Origin of the sequence: Microcystis sp. M53598_WE2, assembly GCF_030067735.1 — a bacterium.
GTDB classification, from domain to species: Bacteria; Cyanobacteriota; Cyanobacteriia; order Cyanobacteriales; family Microcystaceae; genus Microcystis; species Microcystis aeruginosa.
Genome location: NZ_JASJFE010000041.1, coordinates 1 through 26195, shown reverse-complemented (window position 1 = coordinate 26195; position 26195 = coordinate 1). Strand labels below are relative to the sequence as shown.

18 protein-coding genes are annotated in these 26195 nt (G+C 42.2%); 8 read left to right on the top strand and 10 right to left on the bottom strand.

The genetic code is table 11. The features are described from left to right. The first annotated feature begins 268 nt into the window (after nt 1-268). Together PX636_RS00970 and PX636_RS00965 are read left to right on the top strand one after the other, a co-directional pair. On the top strand, nt 269-1483 hold the full coding sequence (locus tag PX636_RS00970) for an aminotransferase class V-fold PLP-dependent enzyme (RefSeq protein ID WP_079209798.1): 1215 nt from the start codon (nt 269-271) through the stop codon (nt 1481-1483). Between the two features lie 30 nt (nt 1484-1513). Next, nucleotides 1514-1843 (top strand): BrnT family toxin, encoded by a 330-nt coding sequence (locus PX636_RS00965; RefSeq protein ID WP_004162477.1) that lies wholly within the window; start codon nt 1514-1516, stop codon nt 1841-1843. 196 nt (nt 1844-2039) lie between these two features. On the opposite strand, the gene gyrB is transcribed toward PX636_RS00965, so the two are convergent. Next, nucleotides 2040-3962: a DNA topoisomerase (ATP-hydrolyzing) subunit B gene (gene gyrB, locus PX636_RS00955; protein ID WP_288115938.1), complete on the bottom strand. Its 1923-nt coding sequence runs from the start codon at nt 3960-3962 to the stop codon at nt 2040-2042. Between the two features lie 827 nt (nt 3963-4789). Between gyrB and PX636_RS00950 the strand changes: the two genes are divergently transcribed. The 3 genes from PX636_RS00950 (at nt 4790) to PX636_RS00940 (ending at nt 10780) form a co-directional block, all read left to right on the top strand. Next, entirely contained in the window at nt 4790-6274 is a 1485-nt protein-coding gene (locus tag PX636_RS00950; RefSeq protein WP_288115937.1) for an ABC transporter substrate-binding protein, read from the top strand. Between the two features lie 204 nt (nt 6275-6478). Then, nucleotides 6479-7162, top strand: coding sequence for a vWA domain-containing protein (locus PX636_RS00945; RefSeq protein WP_211569807.1), 684 nt, complete (start codon nt 6479-6481; stop codon nt 7160-7162). Between the two features lie 33 nt (nt 7163-7195). Continuing rightward, the gene (locus PX636_RS00940) at nt 7196-10780 is read left to right on the top strand and encodes a tubulin-like doman-containing protein (RefSeq protein ID WP_288115936.1); all 3585 of its coding nucleotides are present in this window, start codon (nt 7196-7198) and stop codon (nt 10778-10780) included. Nucleotides 10781-11011: 231 nt separating this feature from the next. On the opposite strand, the gene PX636_RS00935 is transcribed toward PX636_RS00940, so the two are convergent. The 6 genes from PX636_RS00935 to PX636_RS00910 form a co-directional block, all read right to left on the bottom strand. Next, nucleotides 11012-11722 (bottom strand): response regulator transcription factor, encoded by a 711-nt coding sequence (locus PX636_RS00935; RefSeq protein WP_012267322.1) that lies wholly within the window; start codon nt 11720-11722, stop codon nt 11012-11014. 153 nt (nt 11723-11875) lie between these two features. Then, complete coding sequence (locus tag PX636_RS00930) at nt 11876-13225, bottom strand: ABC transporter substrate-binding protein (protein WP_288115935.1); 1350 nt, start codon at nt 13223-13225, stop codon at nt 11876-11878. Between the two features lie 11 nt (nt 13226-13236). After that, the gene (locus tag PX636_RS00925) at nt 13237-13956 is read right to left on the bottom strand and encodes a PspA/IM30 family protein (protein WP_045360280.1); all 720 of its coding nucleotides are present in this window, start codon (nt 13954-13956) and stop codon (nt 13237-13239) included. Nucleotides 13957-14081: 125 nt separating this feature from the next. Continuing rightward, entirely contained in the window at nt 14082-16676 is a 2595-nt protein-coding gene (locus PX636_RS00920; RefSeq protein WP_288115933.1) for an ABC transporter substrate-binding protein, read from the bottom strand. 32 nt (nt 16677-16708) lie between these two features. After that, nucleotides 16709-18073 (bottom strand): DUF1822 family protein, encoded by a 1365-nt coding sequence (locus tag PX636_RS00915; protein ID WP_288115931.1) that lies wholly within the window; start codon nt 18071-18073, stop codon nt 16709-16711. Nucleotides 18074-18089: 16 nt separating this feature from the next. Beyond that, nucleotides 18090-19238 (bottom strand): helix-turn-helix domain-containing protein, encoded by a 1149-nt coding sequence (locus PX636_RS00910; protein WP_288115930.1) that lies wholly within the window; start codon nt 19236-19238, stop codon nt 18090-18092. A 245-nt stretch (nt 19239-19483) separates the two neighbouring features. Here PX636_RS00910 and PX636_RS00905 point away from each other — a divergent pair, with 245 nt between their 5' ends. From PX636_RS00905 to PX636_RS00895, 3 genes are all read left to right on the top strand, one after another. Next, nucleotides 19484-20578, top strand: a complete 1095-nt coding sequence (locus PX636_RS00905; protein WP_288115928.1) for a fatty acid desaturase family protein — start codon at nt 19484-19486, stop codon at nt 20576-20578. A 324-nt stretch (nt 20579-20902) separates the two neighbouring features. Next, the gene (gene pgsA / locus PX636_RS00900; protein ID WP_012267315.1) at nt 20903-21436 is read left to right on the top strand and encodes a CDP-diacylglycerol--glycerol-3-phosphate 3-phosphatidyltransferase; all 534 of its coding nucleotides are present in this window, start codon (nt 20903-20905) and stop codon (nt 21434-21436) included. A 136-nt stretch (nt 21437-21572) separates the two neighbouring features. Next, entirely contained in the window at nt 21573-22550 is a 978-nt protein-coding gene (locus tag PX636_RS00895) for a calcium-binding protein (RefSeq protein ID WP_288115927.1), read from the top strand. Between the two features lie 184 nt (nt 22551-22734). Here the strand turns inward: PX636_RS00895 and PX636_RS00890 are convergent, their stop codons facing one another. From PX636_RS00890 to PX636_RS00880, 3 genes are all read right to left on the bottom strand, one after another. Further along, a complete protein-coding gene (locus PX636_RS00890; RefSeq protein WP_288115926.1) occupies nt 22735-24987 on the bottom strand; it encodes a PBP1A family penicillin-binding protein in 2253 nt (750 codons plus the stop codon). 272 nt (nt 24988-25259) lie between these two features. Then, on the bottom strand, nt 25260-25784 hold the full coding sequence (ilvN, locus tag PX636_RS00885; protein WP_002732118.1) for an acetolactate synthase small subunit: 525 nt from the start codon (nt 25782-25784) through the stop codon (nt 25260-25262). A gap of 49 nt (nt 25785-25833) precedes the next feature. Continuing rightward, nucleotides 25834-26195, bottom strand: a 362-nt coding sequence (locus PX636_RS00880) for an RNA-guided endonuclease InsQ/TnpB family protein (protein WP_288115925.1), incomplete at its 5' end; no start/stop codon positions are given.

Below are 26195 nucleotides of genomic sequence, written 5' to 3'. Positions count from 1 at the left end.
AGTGAAGTAAGGTAAAAAATAATAAACTTAAAAAAAGGAAACATTCCCAAGTGTGTTTCCTCTACTCTAATACTATTGTGACAATTGCGACTTAATCCGTCGATAGAATTCAGCCGTCGGTCGTCGGTCGTCAGGAAGTGGGGAAGTGGGGAAGTGGGGAAATGGGGAATTCAACTAAAACCCTAAAACCCCAAAACCCAACACCTTGTGACTGATAACTGATAACTGATAACTGATAACTGATAACTGACCCCCCATCTTCTCGCTTATGCAGAATTTAGACGAAAATAGCCTCGATTACGCCGTTAGTAAACCGGATTTAGCCGAACAAAGACAGGAATTTCGGGGACTTAGCAATAAAGTTTACTTTAATTTCGGTGGTCAGGGAACCTTGCCCAAGGCGGGATTAGAGGCGATTATCGATGCCCATAATTTTCTCCAACAAAAGGGGCCTTTTTCAGGACGGGTAAACGATTGGATTACCGGAAAAACGGAACTTCTCAGGCAAGAAATGGCTCAGGAGTTGGGAATCAGCCCCAGCACCCTCTCTATCACCGAGGATGTCACTGTAGGCTGTAATATCGCTCTCTGGGGAGTTGATTGGCAAGCGGGGGAACATATTTTACTAACCGATTGTGAACACCCCGGAATTATCGCCACGGTTCAAGAAATTGCCCGTCGTTATCATCTGGAAATCTCCACTTGTCCTATTCGGGAAACTTTAAACGGTGGCAACCCGATAGAAGTCATTTCCGCTCATCTACGTCCAAAAACTAGGGTTTTGGTGGTTAGTCACGTTTTGTGGAATACCGGACAGGTTTTACCCCTCAAGGAAATCTCACAACTTTGTCATGATAATTCTGTCACCGAAAAACCCGTTTTAGTGGTGGTGGATGCTGCCCAATCCGTGGGTTGTTTGCCCTTGGATTTAAGCGCTACTGCCGCCGATTGTTATGCTTTTACGGGTCATAAATGGTGGTGTGGACCGGCTGGTGTGGGAGGATTGTATATTCGTCCCGAAATTTTCCCTAGTTTGCAGCCCACTTTTATCGGTTGGCGCGGCATTGAAACAGATAACCGAGGACAGCCTATCGGTTGGAAACCGGATGCCAGACGCTTTGAAGTGGCCACTTCTGCCTATCCCCAATTTGAGGGTTTAAGGGCAACTATTGCGGTACATAACGCCTGGGGTGATGGGGGACAAAGATACGAAAAGATTTGTCAATTAGCGGCTTATCTCTGGGAAGAATTAAAGACGATTAAAGGGGTGAAATGTTTAAAAAATTCTCCGCCGGAATCCGGTTTAGTTTCCTTTCAAATTGACTCGGCCATCACCCCACAAAAGTTAGTGCAACAGCTAGAAAAACAAGGGTTTTTACTGCGAACTCTCCTCGACCCCCTCTGTGTGCGTGCCTGTGTCCACTATTTCACTTTGCCCTCAGAAATCGAGCAGTTAGTAGCAGCTGTCAAAAAGTTAGTTTAAAATCGGATTATAGGCGATCGACTATCGATAATGACGACCCCGCAACTTTTCGAGTGGGATGAAAATAAGCGTCAGGCTAATATAGAAAAAGACGGCATAGATTTCGCCGACCTGGAAGCGATTTTTAGCGGGCCGATAATCGAGCGCGTGGATAACCGTCAGAATTACGGCGAAATTCGAGTGATTCTAGTGGGTACAATCGATAATATCGTTTTGGTGGTGGTTTATACATGGCGTGGCTCGGTTCGTCGAATAATTAGTGCTAGGAGGGCTAACAACCGTGAACGAAGAACATATTACCAGAGTCACCCGCGAACAGTGGGCGAAGTTGAAAGGCAAAACAGACTGGAAGAAAGTTAAAGGGATGAGCGAGGCGGAAATTGCCAAAAACGCCCTAGAAGACTCCGATAATCCACCGCTGCCGGCTGATTTTTTCGATGAAGTCGTGGAATGCACCCCAGTTTCCTTGAATCCCTAACCCTCCGATTAGTAACTGGATTTGGGGATTTTATCGGGGGCTGTATTAGCCTAGACTAACACAGCCCAAAGTTACCGTTTAAATGTCCAAATCCGTAAGATTTAAACGCGGTCCGTGGGTTTCGATAAATTCTCGCCGGGGGGCAACTCGATCGCCCATAAGAATGGTAAATAATTCCTCTGCTTTGGCTGCGTCTTCGATTTCCACCCGTTTTAAAGTGCGAGTTTCGGGATTCATGGTAGTATCCCAAAGTTGTTGGGGCATCATTTCTCCTAACCCTTTAAAACGTTGGATCGTGTAGTTAGCATTGGAGGGAAATTCCGCTATCTTTTGCTGTAATTCTCGATCGCTATAGCAGTAGGAATGATTTTTACCGCGTTCCAATTTATAGAGAGGAGGACAGGCGATATATACATAACCTTGGTCAATTAAGTTCTTCTGATAACGATAGAAGAAAGTTAACAACAAAGTTCGGATGTGTGCGCCATCCACATCAGCGTCAGTCATTAAAACAATGCGATGATAGCGCAATTGTGAGGGGTCGAAATCTTCTCCTTTAATTCCTAAACCGAGGGCGGTAATTAAGGATTGAATTTCCGTATTTTTGTAGATTTTGGCATCATCGGTTTTTTCGATATTGAGGATTTTTCCCCGCAGAGGTAGAATCGCTTGAAAACGACGATCGCGCCCTTGTTTGGCACTTCCACCGGCGCTGTCACCTTCAACGATGTAAATTTCTGACCTTTCTGGGTCTCTTTCGCTACAATCAGCCAATTTACCCGGTAAAGGTGAGGATTCCAAGACCGATTTCCGTCGTACTAAGTCCCGGGCCCGACGGGCCGCTTCCGCCGCCTTGTACGCTTGTACTGCTTTTTCGATAATCGTGTCGGCCACTTGGGGATTTTGTTCTAGGTATTCGTTGAGAGTTTCCCCAACCAGGGAATCAACAATACCCCGGACTTCGGTGTTACCCAATTTGGTCTTGGTTTGTCCCTCGAATTCCGGTTCGGGGACTTTTACGGAAATAACGGCGGTTAAACCCTCGCGGACGTTTTCCCCCGCTAGATTAGGCTCGTTTTCTTTAATTTTATTGCGTTTACGAGCAACATTATTTAAAGTACGAGTCAGAACTGCCTTTAATCCTTCTAGATGGGTTCCCCCGTCAATGGTGCGGATATTATTAGCAAAACCGAGAATATTGTCGCTATAGGCATCTATACACCACTGAAACGCCACTTCGATATTAATTCCGTTCTTTTCCCCCGATACATAGATAATATCTTTGTGCAGGGTTTCTTTTTCCCGACACATATAGGCGACGTATTCTTTAATACCCCCCTCATAACAATAGGTTTCGATGTGGGGTTCTTCGGGACGGTAATCGCTAAAGGTGATTTTAACACCGGCATTTAAGTAGGCTAGTTCTCGTAAACGTCCGGAGAGGGTACTGTAATCAAATTCGATGCCTTGGCTAAAAATTTCGGTGTCCGGCAGGAAATTAACCCTAGTTCCCGTTTTTTCCTCTTGACTGGGACTGCTGACCAATTCTGTGACGGGGATACCTCTTTCGTAGCGTTGGGTATGTACTTTATGATCGCGCCAGACGGTGACATCGACCCATGCAGAAAGGGCATTAACGACGGAAATCCCGACTCCGTGTAACCCTCCCGACACTTTATAACCACCACTGCCAAATTTACCGCCGGCATGAAGTATAGTGAGAACGGTTTCGAGGGCAGATTTGCCCGTGGTGGGGTGAACATCGGTGGGAATACCCCGGCCATCGTCGGTGACGCTGACGGAACCATCGGCCTTGATATCCACTTCGATATGAGTACAGTAACCCGCTAGGGCCTCATCGATCGAGTTGTCCACCACTTCATAGACTAAATGATGTAGTCCCCGCGGCCCGGTCGTACCGATATACATCCCCGGCCGCTTCCTGACTGGTTCTAACCCTTCGAGAACTTGTATCTGTTCCGCGCCGTAGTTACTTGTCATAAAATTTCCCTGAAAAGGCTGTGATTCCTGATTGAACCTAAATGAATGGCAAAATCTTCAAAAATTGTAGCACATAAGGGTTAAAGACTGCTTAAATGCCTTTAGGGGGAATTTTTTATTGGGGATAGGACATAGGGAGACATTTTTGTTACAAGCTAAACCACTGGAAGGCAGCAAGGAGAGGAAATTCAATACCGTGTCTTTCTTCCCTGTCATTAGACCTCTTGCATAAATCGGAATTTCCGATGCCTGATTGAATAAAAGTTACAGCCATATTCAGCTTTAGAAAAAAGATCATTTGAAGAGGCTAAAAACCGCTAAGATGGGTGGGAACCTGTTGCACCTCTTTGTCTAGAATAAATGTATCGCCAATCTGAGTTCGTTTCTCAGAAGACAAACATATGTCACGGAGCGGTACCTTCCTTCTCAGAAATCACCTAAAGAACACTATCGGTAGAAAATGAGCGAACCGTTAGTTCTAAGCGTTCTAAGCACTTCTGCTTATTGTAATTATGGGATGCTCTCCTGTACAATTACGGTAGCAGTATGTGTACAGATGAAGTTGAATCGTGGGTTGGGCAGGACGAGGCTTAACCGTGGTCTCCCCAAGGTCTTCAGTCCTTTTTTCTGATTTTACCTTGCCCACTTTAACAGAATTACATACACTACCAAGCAATGTTGCCAAACTAATCACCTTGAGATCAGGGGGTAGCAACTTCATCATGACAAATACTTCTCCACAATCTTGGACTTGTACAGGACATTCAGGTAAAACACACGATGAAATCGAGAATTGGGGAGATACCTGCTCTTTCCCTGGATGTCCAATGGTTCGTGGGCAAGACGGAAAAGCAACTTTACCCGAGAAAGGGAAAGGTCCTATACCACCAGTCAACCCTATCATAATAGGGGCAGCATTATTATTGTTAAGCGCATTGGGTGTGGGTGGAGTTTTTTTAAAAGATATAATTACTGGTGGTGGGGGATCTAACCCTATCCCTAGTATTTCATCTCCAACCCCTAGCATTTCTCCTTCCCCTACTCCAACTACCTTTGACCCCACTTGGATCAGTGCTGGTGAGCGCACCTTAAATAGAACACAAGCCAATCCCTTTCGAGATCGAGGCGTAGAAGCATTTATAGCAGGGAATTTTGCTGAGGCAGTTACTCAGTTCGAGAAAGCAGTTTTAGGAAATCGCAACGATCCAGAAGTACAAATTTACCTCAACAATGCCAAAGCACGTCTTAAAGGCTCTCCTTTAGTTGTGGCAACTGTCGTTCCTATCGATAATCGATTGAATATTGCCCAAGATATGTTACGCGGAATGGCTGATGCTCAAACTCGCTTTAACGACGCAGGAGGAGCAGGGGGGCGTTTAGTCGAGATAATGATCGCTAATGATGGTAATGAACCGGCAAGAGCGCAAATGATTGCTCAAAATCTGGCTAATAACCCGAATGTCTTAGGAGTGATTGGGCATAACTCTAGCAAAGCAAGTCAAGCAGCCCTTCCTGAATACGAAAAGGTAGGACTAGCCATGATTTCACCAACCAGTACCAGTGATTATCTATCGGGTAATGTTTTCTTGAGAACGGTGCCTTCAGACGGAGAGAGCGTAAAAATACTAGCAGAGTACGCTAAAAATAAACTGTCGGTTCAAAAGATAGCAGTTTTCTACGATCCCAATAGCCCATTTAGCAAGAACTTATTTGAGGTTTTTGAAAACGCCTTTAAGCAATTAGGAGGTGAAGTCTACACGGCGATCGATCTAACTCGACAAAATTTAGATGTTAAGCAAGAAATACAATCCCTTCGCAATCAAGTCACTGCGATCATCTTGTTTCCAGACCCTAGTAACATTTCCAATGCTATTTCTCTCGCCCAAGCTAATGCTCAAGTCCCTGGAACGAAGTTTCAGCTTTTGGGAGGAAATTCACTGTATGGTTCTGATATCCTCACAAGTGGGGGAAATGCTATAGAGGGTCTAATCATAGCGGTTCCTTGGGTTGCCAATAATCAACCCTATGCCCAAGCTGCATATCAGCGTTGGGGTGGAGCTATTAACTGGCGAACAGCAAGTAGTTTTGATGCGACTATCGCACTGCTTAAAGCCTTGTCTGAAAATCCGACTCGCGCTAGTGTCTTACAAGACTTAAAAGCAACTAATCTACCAGCTTCAGAAACCTCTGGACAGCAGCTTCAATTTAATGCTCAAGGAGAACGACAAGAAGAATCAATGTTGGTCAAAGTCACCAAAGGGGCTCCTAATCGGCCCCCAAATGTTGATTACGGATTTCAATTAATTCAATAACAAATGATTTTACACACTCCTCAACCTGTTTGGCGTTATCCCTATTTTCAAATCCCAGCCATTTTGACAGGATTGTTTCTGATTCTTGCTTTATTAACTAGCTCTCTTAAATGGTTTCCTCCAAGTGTATCAGTACAAATAATGCTCGATCTGAGTTCAAGCACCTATCAATCAACGAATATTTTTCGAGGAACAGGAACAATTATGGCTGCAGAAATCGAAGCGGTTAAAGAGTACGCTCGCCAAAATGCTAGAGCAGAAAACCCTATTCTGCTATCTTTGTATGGGTTTGCCGATCAAGTAATTCCTATTACCCAAAACTTCTCTAATAACCCCAGAGAAATCGAGCAGTCTTTAGATCGAGTCGTGCAACCTAGTATAGCTTCTCTGATTGGAGGTGGAACGAACTTAAATATAGCTGTAGAAAAAGGACTAGAATCGCTCAAACTCCAAGTTGGAAGATGCAAAGAAATGTTAATTATTACCGACGGTCAGACTGAATTGGAGGAAAACTTGATTTCTCAAACTGTCAATAATGATGTTCGGCTTAATTTTCTGATTATAGGGCAAAACATTCCCACCAATTTAGCAGATATTTCCTCAAAAACTGGCGGTATTGCTTTACTCGCTAACGTTTCTAATATCCAAAAGTTAGTCAGCGAAGATTTTCGTAAAAAATTTAGTTCTAATTCCAAGCAAGTCAATTTTTTTCTAGGAGCAGCTTTCATTTCCTTGATGTGGATGTTGGTACTACCTATAGATCGATTTCTGCAAAACTATAGAAAAATGCCTTTTGATTGGACGGGAAGAATTGCCTTATGCAATGCCCTATTTTGGACAGTTTTTATCCTTTTGAGGATAGGCTTTCCTTTCTGGAGTGAATGTTAGAGTTACCAACTTTTATTAATGACGGAGAACATTATGTATAGCGTTACCCAAACAGATAGAAAAGATATTGTTCCTACTTTAGTTATTGGAGTAGGGGGAACCGGATTAGAAGTAATTTTGCGAGTTCGTCGTTTAATTACTGAATCCTATGGCAGTTTAAAAAATTTTCCCATTGTTGAATTTTTATATATTGATACTGATTCGGGTTATAAACCTTCAAATCCTCTGATGATTGGTCCTCCTTTAGAAGAAGGAGAAAAATACTATTCAAAAGTTACGCTTCCAGAAGTTCAAAAAATTGTCCAAGATCCCAGTGGATGGGACTGGTATCATGAGTGGCTGCCTCCTGAACTCATAAGTAATCCCCAGTTATTAGCCTCGCAAGAAGGTGCTGGGCAGATTCGAGCTTGTGGGCGCTTTTCCTTCTTTTTTAATCGTGACAAGATTGGAGCCGCTTGTCAAAGACTAAAAAAAGAGATTCGCAAAAGTGAACATATATCATTCATGCAAGAAAACTATCAATTAAAAGTCAAGTCTGAACTAAATGTTTTTGTAGCTTGTTCAATTGCTGGAGGAACAGGCAGTGGAATGTTAATCGATCTGGGATATTCTCTGCAAAACTGGTTATTTGGTAGAAAAGAAAAAGAACAAGGAGAAAAAGGAGACCTGACAGCAATTATTTGCACTCCTGATGCTTTTAGTAATGTCAATTCTAATGACAAAGTTCACTGTAACGGTTATGCTGCTTTAGCAGAATTAAACTATTTTTCTGATCGAGGCGACGATCCAAAAACCAGATTTAGTGTTCGTTACGCACCAAATGAAGGTTCTCGTATTGAAAACGATCAAGCTCCCTATGATTATACTTATCTGATAGGTTCAACTAATGGATCTGGCGTGAATCTGAGCTTAGATCAAGTCAGAGAAGTGATGGCTCAAAACATCTTTTTAGATTTAGTTTCAGATTTTTCACCTTATAAACGCTCAATTCGAGATAATATCAAACGAGCAGCTTCGGGGAGCAACGATAAACCTCCAATTGGACGTAGCTATCCTCGTAATTTCATGAGTTTTGGTTTAGCCAGCATTGAAGTTCCTATTCATCATATTCGCTCCTATCTAGCTTCTCGACTAGCAACTGATTTATACAAGTGGTGGCAAAATTCTGAAATTAAATTGCCAGCACAACCTGAAACAGTGATTACTTCGCAATTGCGAGAAATTAATCTTTTAAGAGATGAACTTCGTAAAGCAATTTTACGCGCTAAAGATCAATCTTTCCCTTATCAAGCAGTTGTACAAACTTGGCTAAGTCAATTACGTCAAGACATCATTACTAATAACCAATTGCAATGTTCCCAGGAAGGAATTGTTGGTTTCTTTTCTAAGGAAAAAGGTAAGATTGTTAACTTTATTGATCAATATCTCCGTCCTCAAGTTGAGGATTACAAGCGCCATTTTGATGATTCATCACCAGACAAAAGGACTCATGGTGATTACTTGCGCGTGATGTATGATAATCAAGCAATGGTAATTAAAAAAGCCGAAACTGAACTTCGAGAACAAATATACGCCAACTTAGCAGATCGTAATTTAGGACCCAAATTTGTTCAGCTAAAAATTGAGGAAATTAAGCGCAGCTTTGATGCTGATATTGAAAGACTTTCCAAAGAAGCAGAGAAGAATTGGCTAGTCATCGAGGAAGAGGCTCGTAAGCAGTATGAGGCTAGTTTATCTCGAATGAACGAATTGAGAGATCGTTGGGGATTGCAAAAAGAATCGCAAATGAATAAAGAATGTGACGATATTTTAAAATACTTAGGACAGAATTTAAATGCTTTCTTGGAAAGAAAATCAAGAATTTTAGCAGTTGAAGTTCTCCGTCGCATGAAAGAATATATTAATCAACTCGAAAGACAGTTTAATAAATGGCAAACTCGGATCGAACGGTTAAAAATTGAATCTGACACTCAAGCTAAAAATTTTATGAACCAAGCAGATGCTTTAGAAATTGTTGGAATTAAATTGTTTAAACGTCAGGAACTCAACGAATGGTACGAAGATTTTCTCGCTAACGTAGTCAATACAAACGAGATAAACCTCAAGGTTGCGGCGCAAAACGGTTTAAATGTATTGTGCGAAAGATTGACAGAAATAGTTCTGGCAAACAGCAGTTCTTTATGGGTAGAAGATAGACCTGCTAACGCTTATTTCCGTCTTTTTGATATTGAGAAAATTAAAGACATTCAATATCCTGATTTTGCTCAAATTGTTTATCAGCAGACGCAGACTACTATCAAAAATGCTGGGAATAATACAAGGCTTGTCCAAAATATGGATGCTTGTACTTGCTTTATGCAAGATTATCCCGACGAATTAGAGCAGAAAGCTAAGATTCAGGAGTTGTTTGAACAATCGAAACCTCTAGTAAGATTAGACCAAAATATTCCTCAAAACTCTGGATTTGACTATATTGATTTTGCAAAAGCTGGTTTGCTAGGAGGTGATAATCCCCAAGAGCCAGGAGCAAGAAAACAAGCTGATATTTTAAGGATATATTTTAATGAGCAGCAAGCGATCGCACCCCTGACAGAAAAAGAACGCCACAAAATTTTAGCCATTCATGAAGTGGGAGGATTTTCCCTGCGGTGTATTCAAGGAATGGATAAAATGCGCGAGTCATATCAACTCTGGCGAGGGCAACGTATTGAAGCCGAACGAAAAAGACTACGAGGGCAAAGGGCTGATCTTCCTCCTTCGGTTCATATTCAAAAGGATCTCGTTTTTTGGGACTTTATCCCCCCCGACTCTCAAATAGAAGAATTAGTAGTAATTTATCGAGCTTTAGAAATTTTGCTCGATGAGATTAACCAGAGTAACAATCAGCGTGTTATTCGTTACACAATAGAAGTTCACGGAGAACAAGAAAAAGTGACCCTGGCTGCTAATTGGGAAGATGCAGTTCAGGTTTTACAACTTCCTGATTGTCGCAATGATAAAGAGGAATTAAAACGCCAACTTGATGAATTAATCTATACAGCGGAAACACCAGCCCAAAAGCAGCAAATCCAAGAAAAATTAGAATCATATCTTCAAAAACGGTTGTCTGATTTTCGCAGACAGGGAGCAGAAGATAATCCCAGATATTTACGAGAAAGAAATATTATTCGTGAATTCAGTACCGCTAATCGATTGAAACCCTCTCCTTCTTCTGATGCTCAATCGCCTACTAAAACTGAACGTCAACAAGAGAGTACCTCTTCATCTAATCCAGTTCTAGGTTTTGAGATTGACTCTGGCTACGAAAAATACGAACAATATCTCGCTCAACTATGGAATCTCAAAGTACCTCTGGACGCATTTATCAGTGCCGCTCGCTCCAAAGCTTCTGAATTACAGCTAGATGGGCAAAAAGCAGAGGCTATCTGGAATAAGTTTATCAACCCATCTCCGCCTCCTCTCACTCCTCAAGAAGTCGAATATGAAAAATATCTCGGTGACTTATCAAATCTGAATGTTCCCCCAGAGGCTTTTATGAGTTCTGCGGAAGCCAAAGCATCTGCTTTAGGGTTGGATTCACAAAAAGCAGATGCCATCCGAAATAGGTTTTTGAGCTAACCCTTGTTTTACTCAGATTATTGCATCAGACTGCTTAAATGCCCTTAAGGAGAATTTTTTATTGGGGTTGGGTGTGGGGTGTGGGGTGTGGGGAGGGGAAATTATGAATTATGAATTATGAATTATGAAGTGGGGAGAGGGGAAATGGGGAGAATAAATAAAAGCCATCTCCTATCTCCTGAATACTGCCGACCGACTCCTAACCCCACCAACAAACTTTTTCAGCAGACCCTAAATAATGTCATCCTCAAATTTATAACCGACACCGACTACAGTTTTGATAAAGATCGGATTAGCAGGATCGGGTTCTACTTTTTTGCGTAAGCGTCGGATATGGGTATCTACTACCCTTTCATCGCCAAAAAAATCATTTCCCCAGAGATTATCGATTAATTGGGTGCGACTCCAGACGCGATTGGGATAACTGACAAAGGTAGCTAATAAATTAAATTCTAAGGTGGTTAAATCGAGGGTTTCCTCCGGCATTCCCTCCAATTTACGAAGAGCAGAATGTTGATCTAAGTCGATCAGAAAATGACGGCTGCGATGGAGTTGCTGGGGTTGACTATCGTGTCTTAAACTACGTCTTAATAATGCCCTTACGCGAGCGGTTAATTCCCGGGGACTAAAGGGTTTGACCATATAATCGTCGGCTCCCGTAGATAGACCGATAATGCGATCGATTTCTTCTCCCCTAGCGGTTAACATTAAAATATAGGGGTCTTTTGTCCCCGGTTTTTGGCGAATTCTAGCACACAATTCCAGTCCGTCTAATTCGGGTAACATTAAATCTAAAATCACTAATTCTGGTTGCTTTTGATAAAATAGTTCTAGTCCTACCCTACCATTATAAGCCAGATGACAAGTAAAGGACTCCCGCTCTAAAGTTTGCTGAATCAAATGGGCGATTTCAATTTCATCTTCGATAATAACGATATCCATACAAAGGAAAAAGTTTACAAATATCTAGGCATATTTTAACATATTAGCCATTCATTTCTTGCTCAGGGTTGAACATTGAAATAATTGTAATTTTTGAGATTTTTTGGGGGGGAGAGTTGGCAACTCTCCCAACTTTTGTGGACTGGGGACTTTTCAAGGCAAAGGGACAAACTGCTCACCGGAGGGAGTCGATCGCACTTGAATTAAGACCGGTTGACCAATGCGATCGCCAGTATTGGGATCAAAGCTAATTTTTCCGGTGGCCCCTGTTTGATGAAAATTGCCGGAGCGCAGCTGGGATTGTAGGCCCTGACGATGGGTATTTTCCCTTAAACCGGCAATAATCACCCGTGTAGCGTCAAAACTGGTGGCTGTGCGCCAACTAACTGGACCGCGCCACTGTTCCTGCATAAGATTGGCAAAAGTCTGGTTAACCGAGGGGTGCCAGGGTGCGGCAAGGGTTAAACCTTGGGCGTTTTTGCCGCCATCTTCGAGGGTGCGAATATTGTAGAGGGTGGGACTACTAAACAGAGGCAAACGCTGACGATTGGAGCGAATAACCTCAAAAACGGGATCGAGACGATCAATATGAGCGACGACAAATAGGCCGTTAGCACCCCCAGAAATCGCCTGATTAAGGGCTTGATCGGCCTTAAAATTGGGTACACTCAGATCGCAGACAATCGGCACAATTTGACCGCCTTTTTTCGCCACATTAGCCATCAACTCATCTTTAAAGGAAATATTATCAGGAGCTTGAGAATCGTAGCAAAAAGCAATTTTCCGGACTTTAGCAGTATTTACTATGTAATTTGCTAATTTTTCCGTAATTTTGCCGTTAGAAGCCACCAGACGAAAGATATAATTTCCCGCACCGGAGAGATTATTAGCCAGGGAGGTGGGAGAAATCATCACCAAACCACCTTTTTCGTAGATGGGAGCGGCGGCTAAACTGGCATCGGAGGCATTATGACCGATAACAGCGATAATATCGGTATTTTTGACTAATTCACCGGCTACCTCTTTCGATATCTGCGGCTGATTATCGTCATTAACCACGATAACCATCAGTTTTCTGCCGTTGATCCCTCCCTGTTGATTGATCTGGGTTTGTGCGCTGGCGACTCCTCGCAATATTTCCTGAGCGACGTTGGGATTAGTTGTAGCTGGCACAACAACGGCGATTTTAAAGGGATTTGAGCCAGTTTGCAGGTTGCTGAGATAAATTACGCTTTCGGGATCGTTGGGACGTTGAGCGAGGGATTTTTGCAGGAGTTGCTCTGCTTCTTGGTGATCACCTTGAGCAATGGCAGCGATCGCTGATTCTTTGGTGGTGTTAGAATTAGTTTTGATCAGGAGATGATTGCCGTAACTGATGCGGCGATTATTATCGGCTTTTGGGGCAAATATTGCCAATATTTGGGGAAAAAGAAACCAACCGATCAACCCCAGTAAAACATAGGAAATTGGCGGTAAACCCGCTTTTTTGCCAGTCTTTGTCATTGCTTTACTCCTTAACTTTGCTGATTGAATTCAGCTAAACGGCGGTTAATTTCGTCATCAAGGCTTAAGAAATCGATTTCTTGAGCTAATTTCTCGCTATAGTTCTCGCTTAATTCACTATAGGCGTTTTCTTTTCGATAACGGTCTTTAATCGCTTCATTGGCATCCTCAAAGCGATCGCGGGAGTTATTGAGGTTGAGACTACTATCAAATTCGTTTATTTTGCCTAAAGCCTCATTCATGGAACTAATCGCTTTTAAGTTGCTCATTTCTAATTTATAATGCTCGATTTTTTCCTGCTCTTGGCGAAGTTTTTCCTTAGCAGCAATGACCACTTTTTCGGCATTATCGACCCGATCTTTCATAGCGGGTAGAATTTTTTCTAGGGAGAGAACCTTAACCATAGCTAGTCTTGCTGCTTCTTGAAGACCTTTTTTTTGAGCGGTGACAGCCTGTTGCAAGTAGTTTGTGTGTTCCTGTTTTTTCGCCTCGTATTGTGCTTGGGCCGATTGCTGGGCTGCTACTACTTGCGCCACCGATTCTGTCAATTCCGCTAGGGATTTTTGCATCGATTCTAGGGATTCTTTGGCCGATTCTACGGCAATTTTGCCGCCGGATTCGATGGGAATACCCCACAACCAATTCCAGATCGCAACGAGAGAATTTCCTGCCTTATCACCGATCAGCCAAAAAATCAAGGCCTTTGGGGTTAATTTTTTTAACAATTTCATGCCGTTTGTCTCCTAGAGGTGTTACCTGTTAATTAGGAGTGATGGCTAACTTTGATGCAGTGGGTAAGGTTAATTTTTGTAAAAAGTCTTGACAAGGATAGGAAGGTTTAGACTGGACCGGCAGATTAAATGGGAGCGAGGGGGACAAATTGACCCTTTTTGACCTGTAGAATCAAGTAGCGGCGATCATCAGGATTATTGTTCATGTTGCGGACACCATTCTCATCGAATCTAACAGTGCCAGTCATTCCTTCGATAGAAAAATCGTTTCTTAAAACTTGATTTAATAATTCTCGATCGAATTTTTGTCCTTGTTGGTATAACTGTCGCAAAGCGGTGAGGATAACTTTGGTCGCATCGTAGGACATGGGAGTGCGCCAAACATTGATCTTATTTTGCCAAAAACTCTGGATATAATTATCTTGTTTGAGATCATACCAAGGCACGGTGATAACTAAATTTTCTACTCCTTGTTTACCTTCTGCAAGGGTGAGATAACTTTGAAAAGTGGGGGAACCTAAAATCACTAAGTTTAACTTTTCTGCGGGACGTTGCTTAAAGATACTGACGGCTCTTTTCAGATCATTAACATAGGGAGCAACCATGAGAATATTTACTTGATATTGAGCAATTTTTTGATAAATTTCTTGTTCACCTAAATTAATTTTTGGTTCGATATTGCAGTCAAAATCTTCATCTTTAACAATTTTTTGAAACTGCTGACCGAGAAGAATGTTTCTATATTTTTTAGCGAAGTTAAAATTATCTCCAGAGCGATTATCGTAACAAATTAAATTAGTGGGGTTTTGGATAATTAGCTTGTCAGTTTGTTTGCGGATGTATTCACTTAAGGTTGTGGCAAAAGTTTCCAGATCGGGAACCATTTTATATATATAGCCATTACCGGAGATTTTCGAGGAAAAGCTGGTGGGAGATAGGGCAACAATTTTCCCTTGTACATAGATATCTTTGGCCGCTTCACTAGCAGCAGAAGCATTATGACCAACCACTGCTATAATTGACGGATCTTTAACAAATTTTTCGGCTCGATCTTTGGCATCTGCGGCGCTATTATTATCATTAGCGACCACTAACTGTAGAAAGTGAAAATCGGGGTTTTTGGCCTGTTCATCGTTTAACTCCTGTTGGAATAAAGCAATACCTCGTAAAATTTCCTGAGCAATTTCTGGATTATTACCAAGAGGAACACTGGTGGCAATTTTTAAGGGATTTCTGTCTTGATAGGCCGCACGAGCGTTATTATAATAGATGCGAATCTCTGGATTATTGGGCAAGCGATCGAGGGATTTTTTAAAAAGCTGAATTGCTTGTTTATATTCTTTGTTTTTAAAAGCTTGTCTTCCCCGTTCAAGACTGTTATCTTGTCGATTTGTCTTTAATAATATTTCTTCACCTAAGCTAATTTCTGGGTATTTACTAGCATCATCGGAAAATACTCCTCCCCAATATAAAATTGATAAAGTTACCAGAAGACTTAAAATAAATAACAGAGCTTGTTTCCAGCGACTAGATAGACGTAAAGGCCAACTTTGCTCATGATTATTTTGGTGATTTTCCTCCGTATTTTCAGGGGGTAAAGGTAAAATTAACGGTGGTTCTTCAGGATTTTCTATCAAACGAGGCAGCAAAGAAGAACTAGCAGCATCCACCGCAAATGCGTGTAATTTTAAGTCTTGTCGAGCGATTGTTAAGGATTCTTGTAGGGATTTATGTCCAAGAAAATTGGGAAGAAAAACTTCTAGAAATCTCAAAGCAACCCGCACGGCGATCGGTTCTTTCATAACAATAATATGGGGTACTCCGATATTAGCCAACTGACGGCCAATACCTAAACCATCGCAGGAATTACAGATAACAAGTTTTAAGCCTTTTTTAACAGCTTTTTCTAGGGAATTTCTTAAGTTATGTTCTGGAGATAAAGCCGTATCATTATCAATGATAAAAACTCCATCGTGACCGTCACTACTGGTTTGACTATGACCTAAATAAACTACAATATCCCATGGATTTTTGATCAACTCATTGTGAATATTTATCGTTGAAAGAGGAGGGTCTGAACCAGGACTTAATATTTGCATAGAAACCTTATCTTGGTTTCCTAGTACCGTTTGCAAACTGGATAAACACAGGGAAGTATGCTTGTTTTCGATGTCAATATTGCCCAAAATTACTAAAACATTAATCGGATAAGTAAAAGTACGTTCTCTCGGGGGATCTATCTGGATAGTAAGAGCAATTTCCACATCGGGAAACCATTTGTGTAAAAAATTCCAAGACTCCCAGGGAATTTGTTGTAAATCAAAGTGGGTAGTTTGGATAAAAAATCTTACTTCTGACTCAGTACCTATATGGAACAAGATATGATTTTGTATCGAACTCAGAGAACTGGAATTTAGCCATTCATTTAAGCTATCTTTTAAAGTTTTAGTGGCTTTTTTGAGGTTGTCTCTAGGATCACCTACCGCTGCATGGGTGATCATGCTATGAGGAACGGTAATTCCTAAACTGGGTTGACTTTTTACCCAATGATAATAAGCTCGACGATAATTTTGCAAAGCGTCAGCAATGTCAAGGTTAGGGACTAATTTACCATCGGTAAAAGGTGCTATCAAGAGATGATTGTCACGAATTTCTAGAGTGACGGAAAATCCCGTTTCAAAACTGCCATCACCAATTTTCAGAATCACAACTCTGCTCATGTCTCTACCCTTGACATTTTCTGCTATCTCTATTAAATCCTAAACTGTTCGGTAATGCTACTATCCCCTAAACTTAGGTTAACATTAAAGCGATCGTCGGCATCAGCTAGAAAATAAAGTTGCAGATAGCTATCTAAGGGTTTCTCCCTTGCTATTGCTTCTAAACTGGGGATTAATTGGCCTATTTCATCGCTAATTTGCAAAGATAAACCGGGGGGTAGTTTGGCAAAATTGTCCATGGCATAGGCACGAATTAAGACAGCAATTCTCTGGTCACTGGTCGATAAAACTCCCACCATTAAAGCGATTTTATAACCCATTAATTGACTACCCACATCGAGCATTTTACGGATAGCAGCATTAGGATAATGAGGATCAATATTCCAGAGATATTCGGCCGCTTGCCAGCGAATAGTTTCATCTTGGGTTTGATGTTGCAGTTTTGCTAAAGCTTCCTGTGGGGTTAAATGTTCCGAAAATTCCACCTCTTTTTGACTAGCATACAGTTGTCTAATTTCTCGCTGAATATCTGCTGGAGATTCTCGGCTGCTGACTTTTTCAGCAGCCAACAAAAAACCTGGATTAATTGGACGATAATTGTCGATAGTGCTGAGGATTTCCTGCCATTTCTCTGTAATAATTCCCTGCAACCATTGACCCAGTTTTGTGGGGATTACCTCTAAACGCTGCTGATAAATTTTTTCTCGCCATTGCTGATTATTCAACAAAGCTAACCACTGCTGAAAACTAATATCTAATCTCGGAGAATAGGGTGAAACTTGACCTAACTTTTTAATTAATTTTTCTGCTGTTGCTGGCGATAAATTTGCTAAAGATTCCAGTTTTACTTGTTCACTCTCTCCCTTTAAACAACTCTGCCAAAGAATATCTAAATCATCAATCATTTGCTCACTATCTAAATAATATTGATGGTAAATTGAATCGTATTCTGCGAGATTTTTAACATCTTTTCTGGATATAAAACCCCAGATATTGAGAAATTTTTCTGCTAAATCTACCTGCACCCCTAGATAAAAATCTGCCGCTAAATCGGGAATATCAACCCATTCTTGCTCTATTGTCAATCCCTCAATGTCAATCGCTTGACTGGGAATAGTAGTCACTTTTTTATCTTGAATTTGCCAAGTAAACCCGTTAATAAACTCCCAAAGATACTGATGGTTTTCAGGTATTATTTGAAGGGAACAATCAAGATTATCTTTCAGCCAATTGCTTAAGCATATTTGCACCAAGTAATTAATCAAAGCCTGATTTTTGGCGGTTTGATTAGAGTATTGACCGAGAATCGATCGAGCTTGTTTAATCTCTGTTTCCGAAAAAGTTAGCCAAAGGGATTTCGGGTTAATTTGTTGCAAAATATCGAGGTTGACTTTCATGGTATCTCCTAACAGATTAGATTTGAGTTAAGTAGGACTGACAAAAATATTTTAGATAAGCATCGATCTCTTGTTTTTGCCGAGATTCTAATTGAATCTCATTTAACAAAATAGGGCAATCTTTGCCTTCCCTTGCACAGAGTAGCTGATAAATTTTTTTACATAATTGGGTTATTTCTCGACTAATAGTAGATGAATGAACTCCCAATCGATTAGCGATCTGTGCTTGCGTCATCTTTTGATGATAGTAACAATATGCAATCTGTTTAACTTCATCCTCAAGAGTGATTAATAACTTATTAATATCTTCCTGGATTTCTTGCTGTTGTAGTAAATCTTTACTTGGCTTCTTGCTGGGGATATTTTCCCAAAAGTAATTGCTATTATCGTCATAATTATTAGGCTCAAATTTAGAGTAAGGAGGATCGATATGATTACGCATTATCTCCCCTATTTGATTGAGTTTTGCTTGCACTTCCTCAACGGTGAGAATAACTTGCGGTTGTAACTGCTGTAGGCGATCGATTACCTGTTGCCAATCCTCCTCTTGCCACTTATCCAATGATCTAAGAGAAGCTTTTTTAACCTCTCGAAAACAGTTAAATATTAGCAGATGATTCTCGTTAAAGATACCCGATGTTCGTAAAACTTTTTGAATTTTATTCGCACTAAAAAGACTGACTATACCGAGATTAGTCCTGCCAATCGTTTTATACTCTCCTCGCAGAAAATTATAGAGAGTATTTCTCAATTTTTTATCTGTCCATTTTTCTAAGATTAAGCGAAAAAATCCCGGTTTGGTCTTGTTATCCTGAAAGTTACCGTAAAAATTGCGAGGATTGTTGGTGATTGCCGTGGCAAGCAAATTCAGCAAATAGTAGAAGAGGGTTTCATAATCAGCATCGATCCGATGGCCAACATTTTTATAGACCCTTTGAGTTACCATACAGGAGCGATATTGTAAGAAAACCATCCAATGGGACTTGACTAATTGGTTATTAGGATCATTCTGTAACCATTGCCACAGATAAAAATACACCGCTTCATCATCGGCCACGCTTCGAGCGATCGCATTGATCGATTTTCTTAATTGTGGCACTTCGCACCAGAAAACTCGATCGCCTTCAATCGCTTTAATAGTAGTATAAAAGTACCTAACGCTCATTTCTATCACCGGCTACAGGTATCTGCTATCTGATTAGGTAAAAACCGAGGATTTTCTGCAAGAGTAGCAAACAAATTGAGCGATTGCCTTGCCAAGCGCACCTCTTTCTCTGACAATAGATGAGGGACTGATGAGAAATTATCAGTTATAGTGAGACAGCCTTAGCAAACCAGTACAAGACCCATAAATTCACTCTGAGCTGCCACAAATAGCCGTCATATCAACTTCTAGGACAAAAATTAGGAATGCGAGTAACTTTTACCGAAAATCAGGGTTTTAGAAAGGAATTGAATAAACGGGTTGATGCTTATTTTACCGAAAACGGCATCCCCACCAGAGATAATTTTGCCATGTACCTGAAGACGATCACGATTTTAACTTGGGTAATTGCCGCTTGGCTATTTGTGCTTTTTGGTCCGGATATCTGGTGGCTGAAAATTATCGGTTGCATGGTTTTAGGAGGAGGATTAGCAGGAATCGGTTTTAGCATTGGTCATGATGCTAACCATGGCGGCTATTCTAGTAAAAAATGGGTTAATTCTCTCCTTGGCATGAGCTACGATTATATCATCGGTACTTCCAGTTATCTCTGGCGTTTTCGTCATAATTATCTCCATCATACCTACACCAATGTTTTAGGGTACGATGTGGAAATTCACGGCGATGGTGTGGTGCGAATGACTCCCCATGCCGAGCATAAATGGTATCATCGTTATCAACATTTATTTATCCCGATTCTCTACGCTATAATTCCTATCTATTGGTCATTCTCCGATGTGCGCTCTATCCTCTTTGGTCATCGTTTTGGCGAGATTAAAATTCCCAATCCTAAACCGATCGATCTATTCGTTTTATTGAGCGGAAAACTTGTTTATCTCTTTTGGTTTATTGGCATTCCTCTCTTAGTTGGTTATAGTCCCCTAGAAATAGCGATCGGTTTTCTCATTGCTTTTATGACCTATGGAGTGCTTGCCTGTCATGTATTTATGTTAGCTCACGTTTTGGAACCCGCCGAATTTATTCAACCCTCGGCAGCTAACCAAATCGAAGACGAATGGGCAATCTTTCAAGTGCGAACTACTGTAGATTTTGCCCCTAAAAATGCCTTTTTAAATTGGTATTTAGGGGGATTAAATTATCAAGTTGTTCACCATCTTTTCCCGCAAATTTGCCATATTCACTACCCCAAAATTGCCCCAATCTTAGCGGAAGTTTGCCAAGAATTTGGCGTTAATTATGCCGTTTATCCCACCCTGCGAGGTGCTTTAGCTTATAATTATCGTTGGCTCAGACAATTAGGCAATAAACAAAGTAATTTCGATCTCAAATTAGCCAGCTAGAATCAGTTATCAGTTATCAGTTATCAGTTTTAAGTTTTAAGTTTTAAGTTTTAAGTGAATAGTATTAAGCGACAAGCTCGGAGCTGCCTTTTTACTGATTACTGTTGACTGTTTAATGTTTACTGATTACTGATTACGGCTCTCTTATTCTTTGTGTGATAAGTTTAACTTACATTATGATCGATCAGTCTTTGTGTCCTCTGTGTCTTTGTGGTTCCTTCCACTCACTCGCTAGGAGGAATGTATCTTAGAATACATTTTACCCACCAAACCTAAGAGAGCCTGATTACTGATTACTGATTACTGATTACTGATCACTGAAAAATGAACCTACCCAACTCGATTACCCTATCGCGACTCTTGGGACTGCCATTAATTTTATACTGGTTGCACCAAGGCACAGAAATCGATCGCTGGTTAAGTTTAATTATCTTTCTGATTGCTGCCAGCACCGATTGGCTCGATGGTTATTTAGCGCGAAAATTGAATCAAATCACCGAATTAGGCAAATTTCTCGATCCTTTGGTCGATAAATTACTGGTTCTCGCTCCCCTCTTAGCTCTGATTGAAATGGATTTAATTGCTGCTTGGGGAGTATTTTTGATTCTCGCTCGCGAATTAGCGATCGCTGGTTGGCGTATTAATCCGAATTTAACGGGAAATAGCGACATAAAAGGGGCTAATTGGTGGGGAAAAAGCAAAACAGTCAGCCAAATTATCGCTATCGCTCTCTTAATTGCTCCCTTGCCTTCTGAATATAACTTAATTTCTCAGATTGCCTTTTGGCTATCGGTGACATTAACTTTAATTTCTGGCGTGATTTATACCACACCCAGCCGAAAATTAACCCAAAATTGATAAAAACTTGACCATTAGCAACAATTCAGAAAACAAGCCTCGCAAACATGATTGCATTTTTTTTCTTGGTATATAATAATTGGGAGGAAGATTATCAGACTCTTCAAATTCAAACAAATCATTCAAAGGAAAAACCATGGCCACTATAACCACATCATTCGCCACCCTCACCACTGGTGCTAATTTCAGTCCTGGTGGCACTGTTTCAGTGCGTAATTTCATAAACACCTTTAATGATATCCTCATTCATGTATCAGGACCAGAGCTTAACATTACCAGCGATAATCTCACTTCCGAGCGCACTTTAACTCCCGGCGGCGATACAGCTTGGAGAATAACCAACTTCGGCAGTAATGCTAACGTAACCCTTTCCAGGGTCGGTGGAGGCTTTTCTAACTCCTTTTTCCTGCTAGCAAATAGCTTTACCTATGTTAGAGGTGGGGCTGCCGGCACTTATCAACTAAGCGGTGATACTAATAACACGATACCGAAAGCGACGAATCCTAACCCTCCAAATGGGATCTGGAATTTCGTCACCACCGATTCCTATTTCATCACAGGTAGTGCGTTCAACGATACTCTAACGGGCGGCAACAGTACCGATACCCTAATTGGTGGCGATGGTAACGATTTCCTAAGTGGTGGCGAGGGTGCCGATACCCTAATTGGTGGTAATGGTAACGATACCCTAGATGGTGGTAATGGTTTCGATTCCCTAATCGGTGGCGATGGTAACGATAGAATAACCGGTATCGGGGGAGCGGATACCCTAATCGGTGGCTTAGGAAGCGACACCCTCACTGGTGGTAATGGTAATGACCGTTTTGTTTACAACAATCCCAACGAAGGCGGTGACTTGATCACGGATTTTAACATCTCTCAGGATTTTATCCAAGTTTCTAACGGTGGTTTCGGTGGTGGACTGACTACCGTTGGTGGTACTTTGGATCCTAGCCTATTCGGGGCAACTACGGGTGGTGCTGTCAGATTTGTCTACAGTGGTGGTGTTTTACAGTTTGACACAGACGCTGGTGCTGGTGTTAGTCTGGTTACAATCGCAACCCTTAATCTTTCGCCGGCCCTGACTGCAGCCAGGATTGTGGTTATTGCCTAATCTATGCCTGTCCCTCCCCTGCGGTGGGTTGGGCAGTTGTGGATTTTTGTGGGAAAATTAGGCGACCAGAAATAATCTCTACGGGTGTGTTAGCTAGGACTAGGACACCCTTATTATGTAGGAAGTCTCTGGTTTGAGGGAACTCTGGAACAGGCAACGGGAACAGTCGCTAGTCCTATTGGGATTAGTTTTGTGTAGTGATTAACTGACGGTGATAATCGCCCCATAACCGGGCTGCCTGTTGACTACTGCCGGAAGTGGGAGAATTGTTATCATTCCCTAACCAAATGCCTGTCACCCAGTGGCGACGGGGAAGATAACCGATAAACCAGAGGTCCACATAATTATTCGTAGTTCCCGTTTTACCCGCTTCTCCCATGCCAACACTGGCAGCGCCTCCTGTACCATTAGTTATCACCCCCCGCAATAGGCTATTCATCGTTTCGGCGGTTTTAGGGGAGATTACCTGCTGATTTCTCTCGCTATCGTCGCTATAGTCATAAATAACCCGACAGGTACTCAAATCCTCCACATTTTCACAGTCGGAAGCGTCGAGAATGCGTTTAATAGCGTGGGGACGATTCCAGCGCCCACCGTGGTCAAAAACTGCGTAAGCGCCGGTCATTTCCAAGACATTTACCTCGCTTTGTCCTAAAATTAGCCCTGGTACAGGATTTAAAGGTGATTTCACCCCCAAACGTTCCGCCACATTGACCACATTGCTTAATCCTGCCTCGCGAGCAATGCGAAGGGCGACGCTATTTTCCGATTGCGCTAAACCCTGAAACATATTGATGGCCCCGCTACTGCGTTCACAGGGAGAATAGGCCTGTCCTTGCCAAGAGAGTCCAGCGCAGGTATAGGTTTTATAGGGCGATATTCCCTGTTCTAGGGCGGCAGCATAAGCAAATACCTTAAAAGTGGAACCTGGTTGACGTTTAGCTTGGATAGCGCGGTTAAATTGGCTTTTTTGATAATCAACTCCCCCGACTAAAGCGAGAATTTCCCCGGTTTGACTGTTTAGGGTAACTAAAGCCCCTTGGGAGTATCGATAGCGTGGTCCTTGCTTTAAGACATTATTTTTTAAGCTTTTTTCTGCGATCGCCTGGAGCCGGCGGTCTAAACTGGTTTCAACGATAAAATTGCCCTCTTTAGCCACTTCTTCCCCTAAAAGGTCCTGTAATTCCTCGAAAACGTAACTATAAAAATATGGTGCAATCGTACTAGATAGGGATTTTTTGGCTTGGGGACTGATTTCAATGCGAGATCTGCGGGCGCTGGCCGCCGCTTCCGGGGAAATCATGCCTAATTGGGCCATGCGATCGATGACACGATTGCGTAATTGTACGGAAGTGTCGTAATCTTGAATGGGATTAAATCGATTCGGGGCGGGTAACATAGCCACAAGAGTAGCAGCCTCGGAGATATCTAAATCTCTAGCGGATTTATCGAAATAAAAGCGGGCTGCGTCTTCAAAACCGTAACCGGCCAGACCGAGATAAACTCGATTGAGATAGGTTTTGAGAATTGTATCCTTACTATAGACCGCTTCTAATTGTAAAGCGACCACAGCCTCCCGGAGTTTGCGATCGGCAGTATTTTGGCGACCGACTTCGGGGAATAAACTACGCGCTAACTGTTGAGTCAGGGTGCTGGCCCCTTGACGAATGCCTTGACCTTGCCAATTAATCATAACAGCCCGGACAATCCCGAAAGGATCAACGCCAAAATGCCAGTAAAAACGACTATCTTCGGAAGCGACAACCGCCTTGGGCAGATAGGGAGAAAAATCCCCCAGATTATCTAATTCTCGGTGAGTTTCCTGTCGAATGGGATTGAGGGGAGTTTGACCATCCCTAGGGTAAACCACCACCGGACCGCTCACCCCGGAAGGGAGTGGATAAACATTAACTTTGCGACTTTCCCAGATAACCGCTAAAACTAATAAACCGAAAATACCACCCGCACCATAGAAACCATAGCGCAAAAGTCGCGCCCACAGGGGAGGGGGACAGTAATAGGAGATGGTGACACAATTGGCTAAGTCTGGGGGGGCCAGGGTAAAGATATCACCATGACGCAGGGAAACGCTTTTGAGACGACGTTTACCCATATAAACCCCGTTGGTGGAGTTTTCATCTGTGAGCAGGAAATTATGGGGATTTTTCGGGTCACGCTGCAGGGAACAATGAATCTGACTCACCACGGTATTACGGATAGTAATATCACAGGAACTGGAACTGCGGCCTAACAAATAGCGATCGCCGATAAGGGGATATTTGCTTTCCCCGCTGCCATTCTCGTTTTTAAGGCGTAATTCAGGAACTCTCGCCCCTTTTTTGAGATTTACCGCCTGAAAATTCACCTTTCCTTGCAATTTCTGCACGGCAACGGTGACAAGTTGACTAATTTGGGTTTTCGGCGACTGCTTAGACATAGTTTTTATCAGTTATCAGCTTCTGAAGGCAAGAGGCAAGTGGGGGAATGGGGAAGTGGGGAGTGGGGAAGTGGCAAGTGGGGAAGTGGCAAGTGGGGGAATGGGGAATTTCAACTAAAACCCCAACACCCTAACACCCCCCGCAGCGCGCACGCAGTGACCACCCTAACACCCCATCACCCCAACACCCTAAAACCCTAACACCCTAAAACCCTAACACCCTAAAACCCCAACACCCCATCTCCCCAATTCCCAATTCATCCCCAATATCCCTAAATTGACATTTTAGCCTCTAAAGCTTTGAGGTATTCCGTATTGACTCCCGACTCGCGAATCAGAGCAATTTTACCGGTACGGGCCACCTCGCGAACGCCAAATTTATTCAGCATTTGCATAATCGCCACCATTTTACCCGGATCCCCCACCACTTCGATGGTCAGGGTTTCCTCGGAAATATCCACAATCCGCGCCCGGAATACCTGCGCTAATTCGATCACTTCCGCCCGGCGCTCGGCGGTAGCATTAACTTTAATCAGCATTAATTCCCTTTCCACACAAGGGGTTTGGGTGATATCCTGCACCTTGAGGACGTTAATTAATTTGTAAAGTTGTTTGGTTAACTGTTCGATGCTGTCCTCGTCCCCTGGTACTACCATCGTAATCCGAGAAACTCCCATCTGTTCGGCAGGACCCACGGCCAGACTTTCAATATTAAAGCCGCGACGGGCGAATAATCCAGCAATACGGGTTAAGACTCCCGCTTCATCTTCAACTAATACGGATAATGTGTGTTTCATGGCGCTCTATCTACACAACCTAGATTTCCCCATTTTGACACTCCCCGCGCTAAAGCGACGGGGATTCTTGGTTCCAAGAGATTACTTGCTTAGACAGAATTACTTCTGAAAAAGTAGAGGTATTCTCTCCCCAAGCGTTCATCGGGTCTAGCCCAAAAGTTCCCGTATGCCCTACGGTACTTAACCCTTTTTTAAGGATATTAATAGCGACGTTTTCATCCCTATCTAAAACACACCCACACTTACACTGATGGGTTCTAGTCGATAAAGATTTTTTAACAACTTCACCACAGTTTGAACAGTTTTGGCTTGTATAGTTCGGTGGGACAGCAATCGTTATCTTGCCGAATTTAACCCCAAAATACTCCAGCCATTCTCGAAACTGATACCAGGCCGCATCATTGATCGATT